Source organism: Trichocoleus sp. DQ-U1 (assembly GCF_039961925.1).
In the GTDB taxonomy this organism is placed as follows: Bacteria; Cyanobacteriota; Cyanobacteriia; order Cyanobacteriales; family FACHB-T130; genus FACHB-T130.
This window is the reverse complement of sequence record NZ_JAMPKB010000010.1, coordinates 21,780-43,022: the sequence shown is the minus strand read 5'-3', so window position 1 is coordinate 43,022 and position 21,243 is coordinate 21,780. Positions and strand designations below refer to the sequence as shown.

At 43.6% G+C, this 21,243-nt stretch carries 16 protein-coding genes and 2 pseudogenes; 5 read left to right on the top strand and 13 right to left on the bottom strand.

The window, feature by feature from the left end; translation table 11 throughout:
• The first annotated feature begins 4 nt into the window (after positions 1 to 4).
• Positions 5 to 316 carry a P-II family nitrogen regulator gene (locus NDI34_RS06335; protein WP_190412390.1) on the top strand — a complete coding sequence of 104 codons (312 nt, stop codon included), beginning with the start codon at positions 5 to 7 and terminating at the stop codon, positions 314 to 316.
• Between the two features lie 115 nt (positions 317 to 431).
• Positions 432 to 1,148 (top strand): carbonic anhydrase, encoded by a 717-nt coding sequence (locus tag NDI34_RS06330; RefSeq protein ID WP_190524790.1) that lies wholly within the window; start codon positions 432 to 434, stop codon positions 1,146 to 1,148.
• Between the two features lie 584 nt (positions 1,149 to 1,732).
• Here the strand turns inward: NDI34_RS06330 and NDI34_RS06325 are convergent.
• The 8 genes and pseudogenes from NDI34_RS06325 to NDI34_RS06290 form a co-directional block, all read right to left on the bottom strand.
• Positions 1,733 to 4,981: an RNaseH domain-containing protein gene (locus NDI34_RS06325; protein ID WP_348232186.1), complete on the bottom strand. Its 3,249-nt coding sequence runs from the start codon at positions 4,979 to 4,981 to the stop codon at positions 1,733 to 1,735.
• Positions 4,981 to 8,409 (bottom strand): hypothetical protein, encoded by a 3,429-nt coding sequence (locus tag NDI34_RS06320; protein ID WP_348232185.1) that lies wholly within the window; start codon positions 8,407 to 8,409, stop codon positions 4,981 to 4,983. The genes NDI34_RS06325 and NDI34_RS06320 overlap by 1 nt, the downstream gene beginning before the upstream one ends.
• A 1-nt stretch (position 8,410) precedes the next feature.
• Positions 8,411 to 9,907, bottom strand: coding sequence for a hypothetical protein (locus tag NDI34_RS06315; RefSeq protein ID WP_348232184.1), 1,497 nt, complete (start codon positions 9,905 to 9,907; stop codon positions 8,411 to 8,413).
• Between the two features lie 255 nt (positions 9,908 to 10,162).
• A pseudogene (locus NDI34_RS06310) lies at positions 10,163 to 10,356 on the bottom strand (IS1 family transposase); the annotation flags it as partial.
• Positions 10,298 to 10,558 (bottom strand): hypothetical protein, encoded by a 261-nt coding sequence (locus tag NDI34_RS06305; RefSeq protein WP_348232232.1) that lies wholly within the window; start codon positions 10,556 to 10,558, stop codon positions 10,298 to 10,300. The pseudogene NDI34_RS06310 and the gene NDI34_RS06305, both read right to left, overlap by 59 nt.
• A gap of 15 nt (positions 10,559 to 10,573) precedes the next feature.
• Positions 10,574 to 10,759, bottom strand: a pseudogene (locus NDI34_RS06300) (transposase family protein); the annotation flags it as partial.
• Positions 10,760 to 10,913: 154 nt separating this feature from the next.
• Positions 10,914 to 12,107: a PEP-CTERM sorting domain-containing protein gene (locus NDI34_RS06295; protein ID WP_348232183.1), complete on the bottom strand. Its 1,194-nt coding sequence runs from the start codon at positions 12,105 to 12,107 to the stop codon at positions 10,914 to 10,916.
• Positions 12,108 to 12,751: 644 nt separating this feature from the next.
• Positions 12,752 to 12,955, bottom strand: coding sequence for a hypothetical protein (locus NDI34_RS06290; RefSeq protein ID WP_348232182.1), 204 nt, complete (start codon positions 12,953 to 12,955; stop codon positions 12,752 to 12,754).
• Between the two features lie 25 nt (positions 12,956 to 12,980).
• Here NDI34_RS06290 and NDI34_RS06285 point away from each other — a divergent pair, with 25 nt between their 5' ends.
• Complete coding sequence (locus tag NDI34_RS06285) at positions 12,981 to 14,384, top strand: sugar porter family MFS transporter (RefSeq protein WP_190432911.1); 1,404 nt, start codon at positions 12,981 to 12,983, stop codon at positions 14,382 to 14,384.
• Between the two features lie 220 nt (positions 14,385 to 14,604).
• Here the strand turns inward: NDI34_RS06285 and NDI34_RS06280 are convergent, their stop codons facing one another.
• Positions 14,605 to 16,389 (bottom strand): ABC transporter ATP-binding protein, encoded by a 1,785-nt coding sequence (locus NDI34_RS06280; protein ID WP_348232181.1) that lies wholly within the window; start codon positions 16,387 to 16,389, stop codon positions 14,605 to 14,607.
• Between the two features lie 413 nt (positions 16,390 to 16,802).
• On the opposite strand from NDI34_RS06280, the gene NDI34_RS06275 reads away from it, so the two are divergent.
• Positions 16,803 to 17,051 (top strand): helix-turn-helix domain-containing protein, encoded by a 249-nt coding sequence (locus NDI34_RS06275; protein WP_190683876.1) that lies wholly within the window; start codon positions 16,803 to 16,805, stop codon positions 17,049 to 17,051.
• Between the two features lie 44 nt (positions 17,052 to 17,095).
• Positions 17,096 to 18,082, top strand: a complete 987-nt coding sequence (locus tag NDI34_RS06270; protein ID WP_190683880.1) for a site-specific DNA-methyltransferase — start codon at positions 17,096 to 17,098, stop codon at positions 18,080 to 18,082.
• A gap of 17 nt (positions 18,083 to 18,099) precedes the next feature.
• Here NDI34_RS06270 and NDI34_RS06265 read toward each other — a convergent pair whose 3' ends face one another.
• The 4 genes from NDI34_RS06265 to NDI34_RS06250 form a co-directional block, all read right to left on the bottom strand.
• Entirely contained in the window at positions 18,100 to 18,702 is a 603-nt protein-coding gene (locus NDI34_RS06265; RefSeq protein WP_348232180.1) for a restriction endonuclease, read from the bottom strand.
• Positions 18,703 to 18,720: 18 nt separating this feature from the next.
• The gene (locus tag NDI34_RS06260; protein WP_348232179.1) at positions 18,721 to 18,879 is read right to left on the bottom strand and encodes a hypothetical protein; all 159 of its coding nucleotides are present in this window, start codon (positions 18,877 to 18,879) and stop codon (positions 18,721 to 18,723) included.
• A 138-nt stretch (positions 18,880 to 19,017) separates the two neighbouring features.
• Complete coding sequence (locus NDI34_RS06255; protein ID WP_348232229.1) at positions 19,018 to 20,760, bottom strand: ABC transporter ATP-binding protein; 1,743 nt, start codon at positions 20,758 to 20,760, stop codon at positions 19,018 to 19,020.
• Positions 20,761 to 21,018: 258 nt separating this feature from the next.
• Positions 21,019 to 21,165, bottom strand: a complete 147-nt coding sequence (locus tag NDI34_RS06250; protein ID WP_348232178.1) for a hypothetical protein — start codon at positions 21,163 to 21,165, stop codon at positions 21,019 to 21,021.
• Positions 21,166 to 21,243: the final 78 nt, after the last annotated feature.

The window sequence follows — 21,243 nt, the reverse complement described above, 5'->3', positions numbered from 1 at the left end:
CATCATGCATTCAGTTAAACGAATAGAAGTCATTGCAAATTCAGTTGAACTTGGCAAAATTTTAGACAGTTTAAAAAAATCAGGTGTAACCGGGCACCTAGTTATCCGAAATGTTGCCGGACAGGGGCTTAGAGGGGGTTCTGAAGATTTAGATATGACGATGCTGGATAATGTCTATGTCATCGCATTTTGTGCGCCAGAAAAACTTAAAGGTGCTGTGGAAATTATTCGACCAATCCTCAACAAGTTTGGAGGCAGTTGTTACATTTCTGATGCGATGGAAATTCGCTCGACGAGATGCGTTGCTTCATTGTAAGGCGGCTGTTTCTATCTTCTGTGAAATCTGAAGAAACTAAAAAACAAAAATAAAGTCTAGCTTCGGCTTTGAACTTTGAATCGTTTATTCTGCAACTTTTACTTCTTCAATAGCGATGAATCAAAACAATGGGTTGATGGGGCGGCGCAATTTCTTGAATTTAACGGGAACTGGCGGAATAGCACTGATGGCTGCTGTGACAGGAAGTGCATTCTGGGGTGTGCAAGCAAATCGAGCGATCGCAGCGACCGTTGAGCCTCCCAGCCCTGATGCCGCCCTAAAACGGTTGATGGAGGGCAATCAACGGTTTGTGCAACACAAGGCTAAACATCCCGATCAATCAGAGGCACGGGTTAAAGAAATTGCCCAAGCACAACACCCTTTTGCAACGCTGCTAACCTGCGCGGATTCGCGGGTATCTGCGGAAATTTTGTTTGACGAAGGACTCGGTGACTTATTTGATATCCGGGTTGCCGGAAATATCGTGACACCGGAGGTGCTTGGCAGTTTGGAATACGCTGTCGCTATCCTCGGTACTCCTGTGATTATGGTTTTAGGTCACGAACGCTGTGGTGCTGTCACTGCCGCAGTCCAGGGGGAACGTCTCCCTGGAAGCATGAATTCTTTTGTTAAAGCCATCAAACCTGCGATCGCTAAGACAAAAGATGAATCAGGCGATCCGGTTGATAACGCTGTAGTTGCAAACGTTCGGTATCAAATTGAGAAATTAAAACAAAATTCAACGATCGTTTCGGAACGATTGCTAGATGACAAGCTCAAAATTGTCGGAGGTCGTTACGATCTGGATACCGGAAAAGTCACATTGATTTAGGATTGCGTATAGCAGACATCTAAATTTCCATCAATGCTGATTTCACTGCTGCGAACATTCGCTCTGCTAACGCTGAGACTAGATAAATTCGCCCCTACTCTCTCTGCTAAATGATGGTTGCAATAGATGGGTAGGGGCGTTTGCATAGCCTGGTAGATAAACTCCGCAGGTAAATAAGCCTACCTTGGACAAGTATAGCTAACGTTCGGCTTTAAGTAATTAATACATGGCATAGAAGTTTAGCCTGTACAGTCAGCATCAGTTAATTGTCGTGCTAGTCCATCCGGTAAGCTATTTGTGGGGAACTGATGATTGGTTAATCAAGGTAGTTACTCTCGTGCATTCTGTGCCGATGCCATAGATCACACACAGGGCAGCTTATTACCCTCAGCAAGCTGATAAAAGTTGCAACATCCACTCTAATCACAAAAGTAACTTTTACAGCTTGTATCAAATACCAGACTGGCTAAATCGGTATATTTTACTTACCTATTCAGATTATTTTGTCATTAAATTACCTCATGCTGAAATCTCTCAAATTAGAATCCTGGCAATATCACAAGCAATCAAATTAAAATTCAAATTCATTCTAAGTCTTGTTCAGCTTCAGTGTCTTCATTCTCAATAGCAAAATCACTGATGTAATCACGTACAACTCGCTCAAAAAATAGGGGTGCAGGTAATGATGTCCAATCGCTATAGTGACCAAAGCTGTAGCGTAGAGATTCCACTAAGGCAGCTAACTGATCGGGATTGTCTTTTTCTTGTTTTAAAGTAACTACAATCTCAAGTGCATTTGGAGTAGGCCATCGTTTCACAAACGGTGGTCTCGTTGAGAGTTGATGAACTCCTAAGCCAGCTTTGTTAAAGAGTGTTTTTTGTGAACCATCCTCATTTTTTTCTTTAGCAGGTGTGCTTGCTGGGATGGGATAATAGCAGCTTTGTCCACGATAATTCTGATGCACCGCCTTGTGACCAACCGATAGATAAGCAACGCATCCAGTTGAATTAGTTGCAGTAAGTCGGAATAAAGCTTTAGCATCCGATGCTGAAGGGATTTTTAATGTAGGGGTTAATTTTTCTAGTTCTTTCTTTGATCGCGTATCTTCTAGAGAGGTTTTAAATAGATATCTTTCTGTTTTGTCGATAATTCCAGGAGCGAGATCTTGACGAATGCGGATTAGACGTGCGCCATTCCACTCTTTGTCTATTGGTTCGCATAAAGACGATTCTGAGCGCGGTCGTTCAAAACTTATTTTGTTGACATCCAGTCTGGAATCTGCAAGCCAAGACCATAGTTGAACGCAATTAGAAGAATCAATAATTATTAAAGGGTTAGATCCTTCATCCACAGCAGTGGTGATAATTTTTTTCACAAATTCCATGAAGCGATCGCCTCTCTGAGTCGAATCGTCTGCTAGTTTGATTGGAGATAGTTCAGCAATGAAAGCAAGTGCATCAGGAAAGCTTCTCCAGTGGCTAATTTCTAAACGATTAATATTTTTGTCTTGATAAGCACAGCAAAGCTCACATTTTCCTGTCTCTACCTTAAGGCGGATTGCCACTGGTAGAAATGTATTTTCAATTCGACCCCGAACGCGATCTTTTTGTTTGCGGACGATGGTAATTGCTATAATTTCTTTTGGTCTGGCTTCTGGTAGAGTATCTGCAAGATATTTGTTAACTTTCTCTTGCACATCATCAATGCGACCAGCATGAGCAGAAAGTAAATCTTTGAGGGCAGATTGCATTCGATGGAAAAAGTCATCTAGTCTAAAACGATTTGTTTTGGGATTTCTTTTTATCGGTTCAAGAAACTGCACGCAAGCATGAGCTTTCGTAGCTAATGCTTTGCGAGTTGAAGGTTTGTTAACTTTATCGTCAGGTAAAACAGTTTTTTGACCGCTAGAATCTGAATAGAACTTGCGTGCGACTATTAGGCAGAAAGTTGGCTCGTTGCGATCAGCAAGTTGTTTCGCGCTGTGTTCCCATGCTTTTAGGCGTTCACGCGATCGCTCTTTAGCCGAGTTCAACTCTTTACCAGGCAATAACTGTCGCGGGCCGTGAGTATCTTTGGGTAATTTGTTAACCTCAACTTTGATCGCATCCCCCCAGAAAACGCGAACAATTGCTTTTAAAAAGTTCGCTTCTCTTTGCAATACATCTTCATGGAAAATCCATAATGAGGCTTTCTCATTAGGATATAGTCGCTGCATAGCCGCTTGGTTGGCATTAATTAAAGCTCTTAGTTCGGTAGTTTGATCGGGTAACTTCTTACCTTTGTTAGTATCAATACTCTTTCTGCCGAAATGAATATCTTTTAAACCAATATTGAAGTTTTGACTCAGTAAGCTTTCTAGTTCATTGTCTTGAAATTTGTCTAAATATTGTGGAGTAAAATCTGAACTACCATCAGTTTTACTCATCTCCAGGATTGCGCCAAGTAGAGTAAAAATGTTGATTTCACGAGATCCTGTATCATCAACCTTGTGACCAGCATTCCTCTTGAATTTTACCTGTTTGTAGTTCTCAAATGGTTTAAGTCCAAAAGGTTCGATGATTTTTGCAATTTCCTCAAACGCTTCTAACTTATCAATTTCTGGTACACCTGTTTCAACCCCAGGCGTTTCCCAATTATTTTCATCTTCGTCTGAATTATCTTGCAACCCGTTACGGTGAGTCAGCAGCACTTGACATCGCTCAGTTGAAGCTTTTTCCAAAGCGATTTGTTGCCCATCAATATCTTGACCATTAGGCGTTTTAATTGGTAGTCGCAGTTGGCGACGTAAAGCTTCAAAATCTTTGTCTGTTTCCCAGTTATAATTATTGTTTGCATCCCGCTTACAAATAACTTTGTAACTAAAAGCGCGGTCGGGATAATCTTCAGAAAAGATAAAGCCAGAAATATTATTTTCATAATATTTAGGAGATTTTAATTGGCTTAACCAGCGTCGCTTAGAAACATCTATTTTGAGCAAAGGTTGATGCAAAGAGGGATAAGTTACAACTTCCAGCCGCACCATTAAACTAAATCTTCCTTTTGTTTTGTCTAAGGAAATAGGATCAGTGATTAATTCTGCAATACCAGAATTTATATTAACTCCACTAGAAAGTATGCGTTTCATACCTCCCAAACCCCGAAAAATTTCTTTTCCATTAATTCGGCGAGCAACGTAATCTGCTAACATTAGATAATCATGGTTCTTCCTCTGATGAGTTGTTCCAGTTTGAGGAGACCACTTCCAAGGAAGCACTTGAGATTCTATGGCAGTAATTGTTAGTAATTTTCCCTGTTCTCGCAAATCTTCTAATCGTTCAATAGTTTTTGCGGATACTTGATGTTTCTCTGCAAAAGGTTTCAAAAAGTTGGTTAGCCAATCATTTAAAACTGGACGTAAAGATTTTTTAATTTCTTCTTCACTACTATCAGCAATGTAAGCAAAAGGTTCTAGCTGAAGATTTTTAGCAGTCAAAATATAGTTACTCAAACCTAAATTTGAGTTAATCCGTGTTACGTCTTTAAGTGCTACCTCTAGATATCCGCGCAGTGAGGCATAAGGTAAATTTTTCCAAGCTGATTTATTATTATTGCTAGTTGCTTTATGAATGGTTGATAAACTTTCTATAGCTGCATTTGTCCAAGCAAGTGCATAACCTGAGACTATGACTGGCGGTAGCTCATCTGGAGCAGTAAATGCTAGAGGTACAAGTTTAATACTTTTAGGATTTCCTAACGGGATATACAGCGATTCTGTTTCAATTGCTTCGTCTTCATTTAATTCGGATAAATCTTCATTAAATTCCATGTCATCACCAAAATAGTTACTCATCATTACATCTCCAAAAAGGGTGAAAAATCATCAAAGTCTTCTTCGTCAGCTAAGTCTTCTATAAGATGCAATTCTTCAGGATAAATTACTCCTTGAATATGCCGCAGAGGTTCAAGAAACGCACCGTAAAGTTCATGATAAATTTCTCGAACTACAGAATCGGAATGGTTGATACATTCCTCTAAAATAATTCGCATTTGCACCAGCATACTATCTCGACCAGAATCAGGCTTTTCTTGAGTAGATTTACTTGCCCAAGCTGCATCAACAAAGTAAACTTTGACTGGGCAACCATTCCGCATTCCTCGCCCAATTGTTTGTAAAATGCCAACCATTTGATTAGCTGTAAATGATTGAAATAAATCGGCTCCTAGGCGACTAGCCATTAACGGTTCTCTTAATAACCGATTAGTAATTCGTCCGAGGTCTTTTCTAGATTTATTTAAAGCTTCTGCGATCGCATTCAAGTCTTCTGTTTCTTTAAAAACTCGGCGATTGAATTCTTCAGTTGCTCTGCCTGCTAAACTGTAAAAAAGCTGCATATCATCAGTCAAAGGATGCGGACGAGTGAGGAAGTAAATTGAACCAATAGCAGCATCAAGTTTCCTCGACCCTTTAGTAAAAACAATATTTACTCCTCTACCAATCGCCAGCATAGGAAAGATGATAATATCGCAGTTTTCATCATCTCCAAGAGCTTCGCATTGAGCCGTAGTGACAAAATCTGATGGTTGTTCGCCATCTCTAAGAGAGTGAACAACTGCCTTAGTACGACGACCGATTTCTGAATGGTAATCATTAAGATGTTTTTTAATAGTACGAGCTTGTTCGTAACTATTAACAATTAAAGCTGCTTTACGCTGAATACCATCCTTAACATCAAACTTCCGAATTGTTTTGTAAATATCAGAATTTGTACCCCCTTGCACTAAAGCATCTACCATTAACTTGAGATTGCGATCGCGCAGATCCCCAGCACCGCTATATCGCAAAGGTTCTTCTCCACGCTGGCGATCGCGGAACCATTTAAAAATATACTCACTCTTATTAGAATGTTCTTGTTCAGTCGAACGGGGTTTGAGTAAGTAGTGAGGATAGGAACCAGCGTTAATGTGATAAGCTGGGCTAGCTTCTAGAAAGGAAGTTGCTGAAGTCATCAAAATGGCTGGGACAGAATGTTCTCCTTCGGCTTCAAATAACTGATGGAAACGATGCATTAATATCCTAGGCGCACCGACAAAAGTAATGTATGATAGCTCTACATTCTTAGGAGTGGTACGAGTTGTTTGTGCTTTAGAAAAACTGTATTTTACTCCTGAAAAAGAACCTAAAAGATTTTCTGATGTAAGCTTGCGGAGTTCTGACGAACCTGTAGGTTCAACTATTGGCTCTCGAATTAATCCTTCTGCTACCATTGTCCTTGTTCCAGGTACAATTCGCTGATACCCGAACATAACAAAAGTTACACATACAAGCAGTTTAATTACATCTTCTGCATCTGTGGGTTGGGAGCGGTCTCGAAAGCAAATTTTTAGAAATAATTCGCCAATTTCTTTAACAACTTTGTCTCGTCGCTGGATCAGATTTTCAGCTAAATAGCGACGAAAATCTCTTATTATAGTCTGCCAATCTTTTTCGAGTTGATCACGCTCTACTTCTAAAACTTTGGCACACAAATCAATTCGATACCAATCAAATTGTTCGCTACCTGTGCGATCGTTAAAAGCTCGATAAGCCGCTTCTTCCCAAAATTCCTTTAAAACTCGGTTGCGATTAAATCCTAATATCACTTCTCTCTCGTCTAGTTCATCGCGTTTAGGTTTCTTACCCAAACCATCCAAAAGATCGCTAATAATTCTTATAGGAGTGAGCAACTGATCTTTATAACGCTCGCCAATTCGAGAATATGTATTTCCTGACGACATATTTTGGACAGTAGCAATCAAAGAAGTATTATGATTGCCAAATTCTGATAAATCACGGCTATAGAGTTCTACATCTCGGTCTAATAGCCGATAATTTTCACCCCCAGCGAAACGGTTATGAATTTGTTCCTGAATCACCCGATGAACAGATTTTTTAGAACCAGAAAGACTGAGAGTAGCTGCACCATAATTATCGAGATTAGATTGCACCATATCCGCTTCATCGAAAACGACGAGATCGAATGTGCGAGCAATTAATTCAAAATACCGAATTTGTTCTTGAATGGCGTGAGGCGATACTGCGGTATCCATTGAAGATACGTGTCCCACCCAGATATTAGCCTCTACTAAATTTCGCGGAGCCTTGTTACGTCCGCACATTGTCCACAGGGGACAAAGATGTTTTTTCATCTTTCCTTTCTTACCCCCGCTTTGCCAAATTTTATTGCAGTGTGCATCACCAAAACCCCACATAGAGGTATCAGTTGATGAAAAAGCTGGCAAAACACAATTGAGGGCAAAAACATCTGCTCCTGGTAAAGTATGAGCAAACCCACCATTACCACCAGTAGCGATCGCTTCAGCAACATTATCAGCGTGTCGGCGACGAGTTCCGTCACTTTGACCGACTAACATCCCCACCTTCACTTGATGAAATTCCAGTTCAACCATGTACTGTCTGGCAACTTCAATAGAAGGAAACACAAACATTGCTTTGTAACCATTTCTTCCTAACCAGACAGCTATCAAAATCAGAATAGTTGTTTTGCCCGATCCTGGCAGTCCAATTAGGTGTTTAATTCCTGCTAATTCAAGTATTTCTGTTTCTTCCTTCAATCCCTTACCAATTTCTGGCACCATTAAGGCAAAACGCTGAAAGCGTTCTAACCAGTTACCAAGTCGTTTTTCTGGATATTGCTGTTCGTGAGCATCCATTTCTTTAGCCAAATCCCTTAATTCTTTTAAGGGAATACGGATATTTCCTCTTGGTGAACGTAAAAGTGAATGTCTGGGGCGTTCTGCAAGGGGGACATCTCGCAAATCAATTTGTACTCTTTCAGCGTTAGCTTCTTCACCTAGAGAAACTACCATTGGCTGAAGGGGATTGGCAACGGAAGTAGTCTGTGGTTCGTAGGGAAGAAACGCACTTAAAATTTCACGCGCCTGAGCTATTGATGAATCTTCAAGAGTATCTGTTCTTGTAAATTCAAGCGTTTCTGCGTCAATTCGATAAGCGCCGCTAGTTTGTTGGCGATAATGATAGTCGTTGTAAATTGCTACTCCATGTTTAACTAATGCTTCAGTAACAAATTCCAGCGACATCTGCCGCATATTAAAAATAGCTTGACGTGCTGAACTAAGAGCAGGCGCATTCAAAATGCTAGCCATACCCGACATCACAACTGGCGCATATTTGAGTGAATTAGTGCCGATAAATTCTTCCATTAAGACGCACAGCCAGCAGATTCGGTCTGCGCCTTTCCAAAAATCAGGTTTGCTCCGCATATTACATACTCTTAATTAATTCAATTACTGAGGAAACTGATAAAACTTCTAGTCTGGCAGGATCGCCTTTTTTATCAAGCGTTGATTTGAGAATAGACAGATAATCACGGTTTTCTTGGATAAGTTGATCGCTAACAGCAATAATGCGACGGCGATAAGATGCAAGTCCGCCAATGCTACGATTCAGTTTCAAAGCTAAAGAAACGGGACTGCTGTAAGATTTAGCATCAATCCCAATAGTGCGATCGTTAATTGATATGTCGCACAAATCTGATTCTGGATATAATTCCGCATTTAGCCCTCTTTGTTGTGCAGCATCAAAAATTGCTAACTCATCAATAGCTGGGCCTGTCCAATAGGTGAGAATTTGCGGCTTGGCAATCAGTAAAGAATCTTTTGCTGGGTCTATTTTTTCAGATTTTTGTCCTAAGTTGTGGCTGTAACACAGACGGATCGGACATCGCCCTTCGGGAAAACGTTTTTTGTCAGGATGGGGTCGCATCAATGTGCCACAGTGCATACAACGATCAGCAAATCCTTCAATTAACCAAATATCTGGCACTCGATCAAAAAAATCTACAATTGTCCTTTGTAAAGGCGTGAGGTCATTTTCATCTATATAATCAAATAACTGACGTTCTCCGATCAGGGAATGTTTGCCAAGTAATTTTCTAAGTGCAGTGTAGGCTTTATGCTTACGGCGATCGCCTAAACGCTCAGTAGCTTCTCGTAGCTGATTGTGATAGCGATGTTCAATCACATTATCTTCACCAAAAGCACCGTTCTGATTCGCAATTACTGAACAATCTGAAGTCGGTACACGCAAGTCTGGATCGATGAGAATTACTTCGGAAAATGAAAATTCTTTTTGGCGAAAAATCTTTAAATTCCATTTATCAGAATTCAAAGGATACCGTGCGCGATCTAAAACATTATGAATGCAAGCAGCCGCATCCGTTAACCCTTCTTCAATGTATAGGCGACCCAATTTACACATTGCCCGATAGAGTTCGGGTGGCATAGTATCATCTTGGCGAACAATCTCTTGACCTGGTAGCACACGCTCGTATTGCCGAATAATCCCCTGTGCCAGTAATTCAACAGCAATCTCTGCCAGATCAATCGCTTGGCGGTGTCCTACAGGCAATACTAAAGAAGTTGTTTGCATTACCGCCGCCCACGTAGAATTTTGACCATCAGTTTCCGCAATAATTTGCCTTTCTAGATCGGTGTCTGAGAAAGAAGGTAAAACTTCACCAATTGCTGCTAGTGTCCAACCTCGCTTCAACAGTAGGGCTGTTGCTAATGCTTCTAAAATCTGGCGAAATCTAAATTCTTGGCCTTTGGGTTGGGATAAGAGCTGTTTCGATCTCCATAACCGGACAGTCCGCACGGCAGGCGGTTCTACAGACAACCCAAGCTGCTCAATTTGTCGTTTTAGCTCTTTTGTTAGGTCATCAGCAGTTCCCTGCCACTGACGAATGTCCTCTAAGTACATGATTTTAGTTTACACCGAATAATGTTTACAGTAAACGATGTAAAACAAAGTGTCAATACACGCTGAGAATAGCTGCTTTGGTCATGCAGCTATTCTCAGCGTGTATTGTCGTAAAGTAGCTTCTATTGATAACTAATGGTGATGAGATCGCCTGCAATCTCAATCATTGTGTTGCCCGTAAGCAGTGTGCTACTTAAGGGAGCGGAATATAAGTTTGAGCTATAGAAGTAATACACTTTGAACTCTTGGGTAGTCCTAAACAGGTAAGGATGCATTGTAGTGATGAGTAAAGTACAGATGGTTCCAATGTGATTGTCCAACTTCTTCGAAAACGACAACGTTTTTCGTACCAGTCGAGAGACTCTTTAACGTAAGGTGCAATTGAATCGTTCAATCCGATTGGTCAGACCACTTTCCTGACTGATTGCCCGATGCTGCTTGCTCGGCAGCACAGCCGCATAAGCTGCCCCGACTTTTGGGCAAGCAGATTGCACATTGCCGATCAACCAGGAGCAACGATTGCCATAAGGCTTTGGCTCCTGTTTCTGAACGAGCGCCAATATGGACACCGGCAAGAAACCTCTTGCAAATTAGGTTTGTAGTAAAGGTTGCCAAGGCGGGGAAAATGAGAAAAATCAGCACTACCAACATTAGACCTCTTGCAAATTAACCTAAGCAAGCCCGTTGAGAACGCTCATAATTGTATAAAGCAGCAATGAGATTGCACCGTAATCCAAAGCGTCTGCACCGATTGCGGTAACGTTCAGCCAAAATTCTGAAAATCTTCCAGCAGCGATTGACGTGCTCAATTACCAGCCGTTCACGAGCTAGTTGGCGATTGTAGGCTTTCTGTTGTACTGTCAATCATCCCCCCTTCGATTTCTTGTAGGGTAGGCGACTGCTGGGATGGATCTTTTGCATTCCCCGGTAGTCTTTATCCTGCAAGCTTTCAATTTGGGGATGAAAGTAGAATCCCCGATGCTCGAAACAGCTTAACGCTCTTCTGTCACACTGTATCTTCTGCGTGCAAGCAGCGTTCCTTTCGATTGGACTTCCGAAGAAAGATCGCGCAGAATGTACCAAATGCAAAGAAACTTATCGTAGCTGTTGGTTCTGGTACAGACGTAATCGATGTAATTCCAATTGGACGCTGAAGATTACTGTTAGTTGAGACAAAGACTGCACCTTGATTACCTGCCGAAGGTTGAGCATTCCCTGTTACGCTGTCATATCGTAGAATCGCTCCATAATCGTTTTTGGTAAAGTCAAAACCAACAGTAAAGAGGGTATTTCCAATGAAAGTCAGATTGCCAATAAAGTTATTGCTAAAACCTCCAGGGATTGAAGTATAGTCAGTTGGAATGGTCGCTTTTAATGCTCCTGAATTAATGTCATAAGCCCGAAGTCCATTTGCAAAGTCAGTTGCGAACAAATCTCCCTTGGGGCTAAGTGCTAAACCCAGAAAACTGACGAAGTTAAAACTGTTGGGAAGTGGAGTCGCTGAATCTACTAGAACAGTAGACTGTTTCGTTTTAATGTCATAACTCAATATTTGACTGGGAAGTCCCTGACTAAAGTCAGGAACAAACTCTCCAGGTGAAATGATGCCATCTGTGTTAGCATCACCAGCTATAGCAACGCTACCCTGAGTAGAAACGAGCAACTTACCATCAGGTGTAAATAACAAATCATTCGGGCCATTTAAACCACCGGGCAATCCATTTCCTGAAGCAAAGACATCTACAAATGCGCCTGTCCTAGCGTTATAGCGTAGGATTGTGTCTGTAAGAAAGCTACTCACATAAAGATAGCCATCAGGCCCAAATACCATACCATAGGGACGAGTGAGATTTCCCCCTGAAGCAAATATATCGATGAATGCACCTGTCTTGCCGTTGTAGCGCAATATCTGTCCTGTAGAACTACTACCACTGCTGATATAGAGATTTCCATCAGGACCAAATACTAAATCATCTGGGTTAGATAAACCACCACTACCAGGGGCAATAAAATCACCCAAAAACTTTCCTGTCTTATCGTCATAACGCACTACATTGTTGGTTTTAGTATTACCAATTAATAAGGCAGCATCTGCTCCAGAAGCTCCAAGGTCTAAAATGGCAGCGGTACTTAAAGTGATTAAAGCTGACAGGTTCAGTAGCTTCATGAATGGTTTAAATGTAAAAGTTTTAATTTTCATAAGGCTCCTCCCATAGATGTAGACTTGTATCTGTTAGACAAAAAATACCTCAAATTTGTCAGTGAAAGCGTAGCTTTACGCAAGATTTACCGTATTTTTGTGTAAGCTTCACTGAAAAAAGTTATTAATTAAACTTGGGATACTGGCGTAAGGTGGAGGAACACCCTTCAGTTCAGCAAACGGATTTTGGAGTGAGTAGGGATGAAATGAAACTGAAATTAACGATCTATCAGAAAGATAGGGAGTGCTTAATGTTACCGCAAAACGCACTGGCGATCGCACTGACGGGGAAGAGAAATTTGATTCGGTAACACTTGCGATCGCATCCGGTACATGAATGTGTTTTCACAGGTCGTGTAGTCTGTCAATTTGCTTCTAGATAACTCTCCTTGCGATCGCTCTTAAATACTATTTACAACCTGACGCTCCTATATTTTGGGACATTTGCTCTTAATCAGGCAGTTATGTTAAGTTTATTCGCTAAATCTTACATTTTCTTACGTTTTCGTAGGTTTAATCCTAAAGATTGATGCTAGTCAGAAGGTAGGATCAAACAATGTTCTCATGGTGAGAAATAAATTTACATCTTTCTGATAACCCGGTTTATCCCATTTCTCACATTAAACACAGACTAGCTATCGAACCTAAGCCAGGAGACAAATCCGCTCGTTGTCTCCAAAGTTCACAAAAGTAAAAACTGCCGTAGTACATGAGCGATCGCGCAGTGTACCGGAGGTAATCGCCAAGCGATAGCAAGCTACCACGATAGGTTGCTTGCTATCGCTTGGCAGGCTTTGCATTTCAAAGTTCGCATGGATGAGCAAATCGAAATCAATTTTACTTTGCATTTGCGTTTGACTTAGGGATTAACAAATGACTATTCACAACAAACCTGTTATGCCTAAAGCCAGCACATCCTATGTGCTGATGCTGGCGCTGGTAGCTGCGATTGGCGGCTTTTTATTTGGTTTTGATACTGCCGTAATTAATGGTGCGGTAGCCGCTTTAGGAAAAGATTTTCAAGCCGGTAGTGTGGCAACGGGATTCGCTGTTTCCTCCGCACTCTTGGGTTCGGCGGTGGGAGCCTTCTTTGCCGGACAGATCGCCGATCGTTACGGGCGGGTAAAAACGATGATCGTCGCATCTATTCTGTTTTTGATCAGCGCCGTGGGTTCTGGTATTGCCTTTAATATTTGGGATTTCATGGTTTGGCGATTGGTGGGCGGGGTAGCAGTTGGTGCTGCGAGCGTTATCGCCCCCGCCTACATTGCTGAAGTCTCCCCTGCACACCTGCGCGGACGCCTGGGTTCTCTGCAACAACTTGCGATCGTGACCGGGATCTTCATCGCCTTGCTGTGCGACTACTTCATCGCTGTCGCTGCGGGTTCCGCCGAAGCGCCCTTCTGGTTCGGGATACCTGCTTGGCGTTGGATGTTCTGGACTGAGATCCCACCTGCCATTGCCTATGGAATAGGCGCACTGAGGATTCCGGAATCACCCCGCTACTTGGTGGCTCAAGGACGGGACGCAGAAGCGGCTTCGGTTTTGGCAAAGGTTTTGGGTGGAGATGTTGAGGCTAAAGTACAGGAGATTCGGCAGACGGTATCGCGGGAGCGCAAACCTCAACTGTCCGATCTCATGGGTCGGCATGGCTTACTCACGATAGTCTGGGTTGGTATTGGGTTATCTATTCTGCAACAGTTGGTAGGAATTAACGTAATTTTCTACTACAGCAGCGTCCTGTGGCAGGCGGTAGGCTTTTCCGAGAAGGATTCGCTGTGGATTACCGTGATTACCAGTATCACCAATATTGTGACAACGCTAGTCGCGATCGCTTTCGTGGACAAGTTTGGACGCAAACCTCTGCTGATCCTGGGTTCTCTGGGCATGACTCTTACCCTAGGAACGCTGGCGGCAACCTTTGGTAGTGCGCCCCTAGATGCCGCCGGGAACCCCAGTTTAACCGGAAACTCTGGCATCATTGCCTTGCTAGCTGCTAACCTCTACGTCTTCTGCTTCGGCTTCTCTTGGGGACCCGTCGTTTGGGTGATGCTAGGGGAGATGTTTAATAATCGGATTCGCGGAGCAGCGCTATCCGTTGCTGCTGCGGCTCAGTGGATTGCAAACTTTGCAGTGTCCACGACCTTTCCCCCTCTCAAGGATGTGGGTTTAGGCTTTGCCTATGGCTTGTATGCGACTGCTGCGGCGATTTCCTTGTTCTTCGTTCTGCTACTGATTAAAGAAACTAAGGGCAAAGAACTAGAGGAAATGGTGTAGTCTCGACTTTCACCAAGGCAGCCTTTCCGGTTGATTACTCACAATTAAGAGGAACCCCAAGAGAGCCATCACCTGTGGCTTCTTGGGGTTCCTACTTGGGTTGGGGCAAGGATATGTTTGTGATGGGGGCAATAGAGCAGAGTGCGATCGCGCTAAGTTTTAACCAGTAAGTTTTAACCCGTAAATTTTAACCAGTAAAGGTTAGCATCCTTGCACCGCGCTATTGAGTAGAATTTGCCCCCAGTTGCAGCGCATAGAGATTGGCATAAACACCTTCTTGGGCGATGAGTTCTGCGTGAGTACCTCGTTCCACAATTTGTCCTTGCTGAATCACTAACACTTGATCGGCTTGCGTTACTGTACTGAGGCGGTGGGCAATCACAAAGCTGGTGCGACTTTGGAGTAGACGCGCGATCGCATCCTGCACCAGCGCTTCTGTGCGAGTATCAATACTACTGGTAGCTTCATCCAGAATCAAAATTCGGGGGTTAATTAATACAGCACGCGCAATACTTACCAGCTGTCGCTGTCCTTGGCTGAGAGGCGCACCCCGTTCTCCCAATTGAGTCGCGTATCCTTGCGGCAAGGAAATGATAAATTCATGCACATTGGCTAATTGCGCCGCTGCTTCAATATCCGCTTGCGTAGCGTGGGGACAGCCGAAAGCAATATTTTCTGCAACTGTACCGCTGAACAAAATATTGTCTTGTAAAACAATGCCAATTTGACGGCGCAAACTCGCCTGCGTCACGCTCCGCACATCAATCCCATCAATTTTCACTGCGCCGCCAGACACATCGTAGAAGCGCAGAATCAAGTTAATAATCGTACTTTTACCCGCTCCAGTTGGTCCCACCAATGCAATCATCTGTCCCGGTTGAGCGTGCAGATTCACCCCTTTGAGTACGAGTTGAGTAGGGGTATAGCCAAATGTCACCGCTTCAAACCGCACCTCACCCTGAATAGGCGGCATCTCAGTCGCATTAGGGGCATCATTCAATTGCGAAGGTTCATCTAATAGCAGAAAAATCCGCTCCAAACCTGCCATCGCAGATTGAGCTTGCGTATAAAATTGGCTGAGAATTTGGATCGGGCGAAAGAACTGCTGAACGTAGAGTAAAAACGAAGTCACCACCCCCACGGTTGCGGCTCCTGTCACCGCCAGATATCCTCCATACGCCAGCACTGCGGCGGTAGCTAATGTATTGAGAAAATCAATCGACGGCAAAAATGCAGCCGTAATTGCCACTGCTTCAACGTTCGCATCGCGATTGGCTGCGTTGACAACATCAAACTCTTCAATATTGAGTTGGATGCGATTGAATGCTTGTGCTTCCCGGACACTGCTGATACCTTCTTCTAGCTTGGCGGAAAGATCGCCGATTGTCTGCCGCGTGACGCGAAATCTCGCTCTTGCCCAGCGGGAAAACAAGCCAGTCGTGAAAATCATCAATGGCACCGCTAAATTGCTCAGCAAACCAAGTTTCAGATCGATTGAGAGCATGGCAATAATAATGCCAATTAAGCTGAACGTGTTGCCCAACATTTGGGCAATCGTCTGTCCAAATGCTTGATTCACTGTATTCACATCATTCAGCAAGCGGCTCATCAAATCACCCGCTTCGCTGCGATCGAAAAAGCTGATTGGAAGGCTTTGGATTTTAATAAAAATATCTTGCCGCAGTTGAGCCAGTACGCGCTGCACGATCGAACCCACGCGCATAATCTGTCCTCGAATTGCCCAAACACCGAGGATGTAGATCAGTCCCAGTACCCCCAACATCAATAACAATCCCCGCAGATTTCCCCGCGTAATCAGATTGTCAATAGACCAACCAATCAAGAAGGGGCCAATGGATTGCGTTGCAGCCCCAATCGCCACTAAGGTTAAGGCAATGGGAATTTCTTTCCGATAGGGTCGGAGATATCGTAAAAAGCGCCGCAGGGTTGAGAGTTGGTGAGTTGCTTTTTGCTCGGATGCGACAACGGGACCTGGGACTCTCATGCTTTTTTCCCAACTTATTTTTTCACTTCGCTATCGTATCGTCTGGAAGGACTCTCTCAAACCTACATCCGTCATAGCTCACTGTTTGTTATGGCATAATTTGACATTATGTAGGCTGTGAGGCTTGGAGGAATTCTTATGACCTGGTGGCTATAGTACAGTCAGCGAGTATTTTTGCAAGTTAATCCGTCAGGATCGAGCACGAAAAGCGAAGGAACGGCTGGAATCAGTTCTACTGGAAGGGTTAGAGTTCGCTCCGGCAACACCAATGACAGACCAATACTGGGAGAATGTGCCTCAAGCAATACGCGATCGCATTTCTCAGCGAAATTAAGAGCTTACAGATAGTTGAAGTCACAAATGCAATATTGACGAAGGATTTGTGAGATCAAAGCACCCTTTTAGCTTATCGTATGACAGACCTTGCTTCAAAGGACAGCCCTGACTTACTTTCTGTAGCTCAAACAGCTTTGCTGCTATGCGTAACTCGTCAGCGAGTTCACGACCTGATTAAGAATGGTCAGATTGTAGCTCACAAACTTGGGCGTTACTACTACATAGAAGCTGCTGAAGTAGGGAGATATAAGAATCAACCTATGGGGAAACCCTATCAGCCACGGAGTACAACTTCTGAACCAAACTCTATTGACAAAGGACAATAGAGTTTGTAGGCTCAAGCTATACTAATGTACTAAAGGTTAGATAAATGCTTCCTTTTCAACTGATTGCAACTGATGTTGCAATTCAACAAGAATTACAACAGGTTTACATTAGTGAGCATGGCATCTTCTATCAAGGAGACTGCCTTAAACTTCTGTCAGCATTGCCTAATGAGTCTGTAAATCTTGTATTTGCCGATCCACCCTTTAATCTTGGAAAAGAATACGGTGAAGGAGTAAGCGATCGGATGGAGTTAGACAAATATCTAGCCTGGTCGCAACAGTGGCTGGGGGAGAGCATTCGAGTACTTAAACCTGGTGGAAGTTTATTTGTATTCAACCTACCTAAATGGTGCATAGAGTATGGTGCATACCTCAATCAGAAAGGAATGTGGTTTCGGCATTGGATTGCTTGCAGAATGCCGAAAGCTTTTCCCCGTGGTAAAAAGATGTCTCCCGCTCACTACGGATTACTCTATTACACTAAAGGAGAACCAGCAGTCTTCAACAAAGTTTACACACCCATTCAAGTTTGTCGGCATTGTGGCGGAGAAATTCGTGACTATGGCGGACATCGAAAAAAGCTCAATGAAAAAGGCATCAACTTAATGGATGTCTGGGATATGCCAGAGGATGTTTGGGAAGATGCCCCTGAAGCTGATTCTAGTGAAGTTTTATGGACATTAACCGAGGAAATGTGGACTGATATTCCACCAGTTCGGCATCGTCGGCATAAAAAACGAATCCCCAACGAACTGGCTCCCATTATGTTAGAACGGATTATTGCAATGGCATCTAATCCCGGTGAGATTGTGGTTGATCCATTTGGAGGTTCTGGTACTACATTTTACGCAGCAGAAAAACTACATCGTTACTGGATTGGTTCAGAAATTGGGGATACAGAGCCAGCAGTAGAACGATTGACTGATTTGGTTAATGGAATTATAGAGGAATGGGAATCAGCAAGGGGAAGCAAGAAATTGAAGCAACGCAAAACTATTGCATCACAACTGCCAATTCCTTACTCTACATAGCTTCCGTGCAGAACGATTCAGACTAATGCACGACCATCTGTTCCTTTGGTAATCGTTGGTACGTTGTTATCTACTCGATCGTGTTCAATTACAAAGATTGCCAGAAAACCTTCTTCTATCCTGACTGCCCGCCAAACATCAAAGTATGGCTCCAACTCTTCATAGTTGCCAATCCGATCGGTTAGGTAAGGATAGAGTTTTCTACTTGGGAGTACCAAAACAGTTCCTAGAAAAACACCACGTAGCAATCCAAGAACCATTTTATTGACTGCTCGATGGCTTGAGGAGATATTACCCGTTTCCCACTCAAGAGCAAAAAGGTGGTTGTCAATGACTTTTGTGGCATCTACCTTTCCTGGCGAGCGGGTTGCATAGTTAATTGAAGTTTCTAGCCTCCATCCGTATCTGTCCCTCAACGCGATCGTGCAAGCTTGTTTAATTGGCTTAACGCCATTACCGTGTTTAGTGGGACTTAGGCATTTTCTAGCCCCTTTAGGAGCTGAAAACCTCTCTGAGCAAGGAAAAGAGGTCGATGACCAAAAAATGCCTGAAACCCTTGTGAATACTGGATTTATGCTCTTTCGAGCTGAGAGTCCTTCTCTGTCTAGGTTTGAAGCCATTTTATTATCAGTTTTTGCCTAAGTCCCGTTAGTTGGATTGATTGTAAAGCTTGATGTACCAGGAGGATGAACGATTAGAGAGACAGCATCACGAATTTCAGCGCGAATGATAGACCAATCGCTTGATTCTTCAAAACTGCCAACGCTGATTAAGGAAACCTCTTGAACAATCTTCATCCTGACTACTCATATAACTTTGTTACGCAAGAGTAGTACAGTTCTGCCTATTTGGTCGGAGAATTAAGCTGAGTTCCTGCATTGTCCCACAGACAACCCGAACAAGGTGACATTCAAATTATCTTGAGACTAAATTACTCAACTTTCAATCTTTCGCTTCACCTGGGACTCCAAAATTGCCCCATAAAGGGGACTATTTTGCATTAACTCTTCATGGGTTCCTTGCGCTACCAATCGTCCTTTATCCATCAACAAAATCCGATCGGCATTCCGCACGGTACTAATGCGTTGAGCGATCGCAAAGGTCGTGCAAGCTTTTTGGCGCATCAGGCGATCGAGTTCCTCCTGAATCTGGGCAGCGGTTCTGGCATCTACGGCAGAGGTGCTGTCATCGAGGATGAGAATGCTGTAATCTGTCAGCAATGTGCGAGCGATCGCGATCCGTTGCTTTTGTCCGCCCGATAAGCCTACACCCCGTTCTCCAACTATCGTTTCGTAACCATCGGGCAAGCTGGTAATAAAGTCATGCATTTGCGTAGCTTTTGCGACTTCAATGACTTGCTCCAAGTCTGCATCAGGCTTAGCATAAGCAATATTCTCGCGGATGGTGCCAGAGAACAGCGTGGTTTCCTGAAATACGATGCCAATATGCGATCGCAAGCTTGTCAGGGTGAAGTCTCGCACATCTCGTCCATCAATGCGAACTGACCCCGCCGTAACATCATAGAAGCGCGGAATTAGGTTGATAATGGTGCTTTTCCCGGAACCAGTCATCCCCAGAATCGCGATGAGTTCTTTCGGTTTAGTTTCAAAGGAAACGCCTTTAAGGGCTTCTGTAGTGGCTCCTGGATAGCGGAACGAGACGTTTTCAAATGTAATTCGACCGCCGCAAGTTTCAAAGGGGACAGCACCAGGGCGATTGCGAATTTCAATCTCTGCATCCACTACTTCATAGACTCGTTCGGCAGATGCTGCCGCTTGCGCGATCGCGGGAGCCGCAAATCCTATTAATAAAACGGGTTGAAGAATCAACAGCAAGTAAGAGTTAAACGCTACCAATTCTCCAATTGAAAACCGATTTTCAATGACCTCTGCACCGCCATAGCCAATGACAACTACCGTCACCAAGTTACTGAGCAAAAAGATGAACGGAAAAGTGTTGCGGATAGCGCGAATGGTCTTCATGTTGGTCACAATCAACGCATCATTCAGCGTCGTGTAACGCTTTGCTTCTGCCGATTCTCGGACAAATGCTTTTACCACTCGCACGCCCAGCAAGTTTTCTTGCAATACAGTATTAAGATTGCCAAGTTGCTCCTGAACCTGCCCGAACAACCGGCTATTTTTGGTAAGAAACTGCGCCAACAACCATCCTGAGATTGGCACGACTGTTAGCGTAATCAGCGCCAGTTGCCAGTTCATTAACAGCAGGATTGTGGCAATGCTTAGAAGCGTGATGACTGCACCGATCACCTGCATCAGACTTGTACTCAGGAACGTGCGGATTTGCTCAATATCGCTCGTGACGCGAGTTAGCAGTTGAGAAGTCTGGGATTGGTCGTGGTAGCTGAAACTGAGGTTTTGAATCTTGCTGAAAATCTTGTTCCGCAGATCGTAGGCAACCCCTTGAGATGCGGTTTCTGCCCAAAAGCTTTGTCCAAAGTTAAACAAACCGCGCGCGATCGCAGCAACGACCATCCATCCAGCGCTGTAAAACACAATTTGGAGGTTTCGCTGGGCAATCCCTTCATCGATTCCCCAACGAAACAGTTGGGGAGTGACGGCATAAGCAGCCGTTAAGAGCAAGGAACTAAGCAACGCCCCTATCGAGATCCAACGGTAGGCGCTTAAACTTCCCAGCACCCGCTGAAGCGGCTGCATCGATGACTTGTTTTGGAGTTCTGATTGCTGAACCAATAGAATTTACCCTTCTGTATTTAGAAAAGTCTCTCCTGACTAAGATTAACTAAGATTCGATAGAAAAAAGCTGCAATCCTCAAGGACAAGCTGCTTTGCATAACCGTCGCCTCACGCCTCACTCAAGTCGCGATCGCATCATGCACTAAGCCGTAACACTAAGCCGTAAGCCGTCACAATAGAATTCTGGGGCGATCGCATTTCCAGCCCTAAAAGCGCAGACTAACCGAGAATCAAGGATTTTATAACCTGCGTAGCCAGGTTTTGTTTGTGTGCTTGCGATCGCTGTCCGGTTTCAATCACCAGGTTGCAAGATGTGAGGAAACCCACCCACGCCAATACGTCATCTACCCACCTGATCGAAGTCACCGGAAATCTATAGCAATTCTCGTTTGGGTGCCATACATCTATAGCGGCATAGCAATTAAAAAGCCTCTATCGAACGTT

What these genes read in the sequence shown, in the direction of transcription:
- NDI34_RS06335 (WP_190412390.1), top strand. Translation starts at nt 5, where the DNA reads ATGCATTCAGTTAAACGAATAGAAGTCATTGCAAATTCAGTTGAACTT.
- NDI34_RS06330 (WP_190524790.1), top strand. Translation starts at nt 432, where the DNA reads ATGAATCAAAACAATGGGTTGATGGGGCGGCGCAATTTCTTGAATTTA.
- NDI34_RS06325 (WP_348232186.1), bottom strand. Translation starts at nt 4,981, where the DNA reads ATGATGAGTAACTATTTTGGTGATGACATGGAATTTAATGAAGATTTA.
- NDI34_RS06320 (WP_348232185.1), bottom strand. Translation starts at nt 8,409, where the DNA reads ATGCGGAGCAAACCTGATTTTTGGAAAGGCGCAGACCGAATCTGCTGG.
- NDI34_RS06315 (WP_348232184.1), bottom strand. Translation starts at nt 9,907, where the DNA reads ATGTACTTAGAGGACATTCGTCAGTGGCAGGGAACTGCTGATGACCTA.
- NDI34_RS06305 (WP_348232232.1), bottom strand. Translation starts at nt 10,558, where the DNA reads ATGTTGGTAGTGCTGATTTTTCTCATTTTCCCCGCCTTGGCAACCTTT.
- NDI34_RS06295 (WP_348232183.1), bottom strand. Translation starts at nt 12,107, where the DNA reads ATGAAAATTAAAACTTTTACATTTAAACCATTCATGAAGCTACTGAAC.
- NDI34_RS06290 (WP_348232182.1), bottom strand. Translation starts at nt 12,955, where the DNA reads ATGCAAAGTAAAATTGATTTCGATTTGCTCATCCATGCGAACTTTGAA.
- NDI34_RS06285 (WP_190432911.1), top strand. Translation starts at nt 12,981, where the DNA reads ATGACTATTCACAACAAACCTGTTATGCCTAAAGCCAGCACATCCTAT.
- NDI34_RS06280 (WP_348232181.1), bottom strand. Translation starts at nt 16,389, where the DNA reads ATGAGAGTCCCAGGTCCCGTTGTCGCATCCGAGCAAAAAGCAACTCAC.
- NDI34_RS06275 (WP_190683876.1), top strand. Translation starts at nt 16,803, where the DNA reads ATGACAGACCTTGCTTCAAAGGACAGCCCTGACTTACTTTCTGTAGCT.
- NDI34_RS06270 (WP_190683880.1), top strand. Translation starts at nt 17,096, where the DNA reads ATGCTTCCTTTTCAACTGATTGCAACTGATGTTGCAATTCAACAAGAA.
- NDI34_RS06265 (WP_348232180.1), bottom strand. Translation starts at nt 18,702, where the DNA reads ATGGCTTCAAACCTAGACAGAGAAGGACTCTCAGCTCGAAAGAGCATA.
- NDI34_RS06260 (WP_348232179.1), bottom strand. Translation starts at nt 18,879, where the DNA reads ATGAAGATTGTTCAAGAGGTTTCCTTAATCAGCGTTGGCAGTTTTGAA.
- NDI34_RS06255 (WP_348232229.1), bottom strand. Translation starts at nt 20,760, where the DNA reads ATGCAGCCGCTTCAGCGGGTGCTGGGAAGTTTAAGCGCCTACCGTTGG.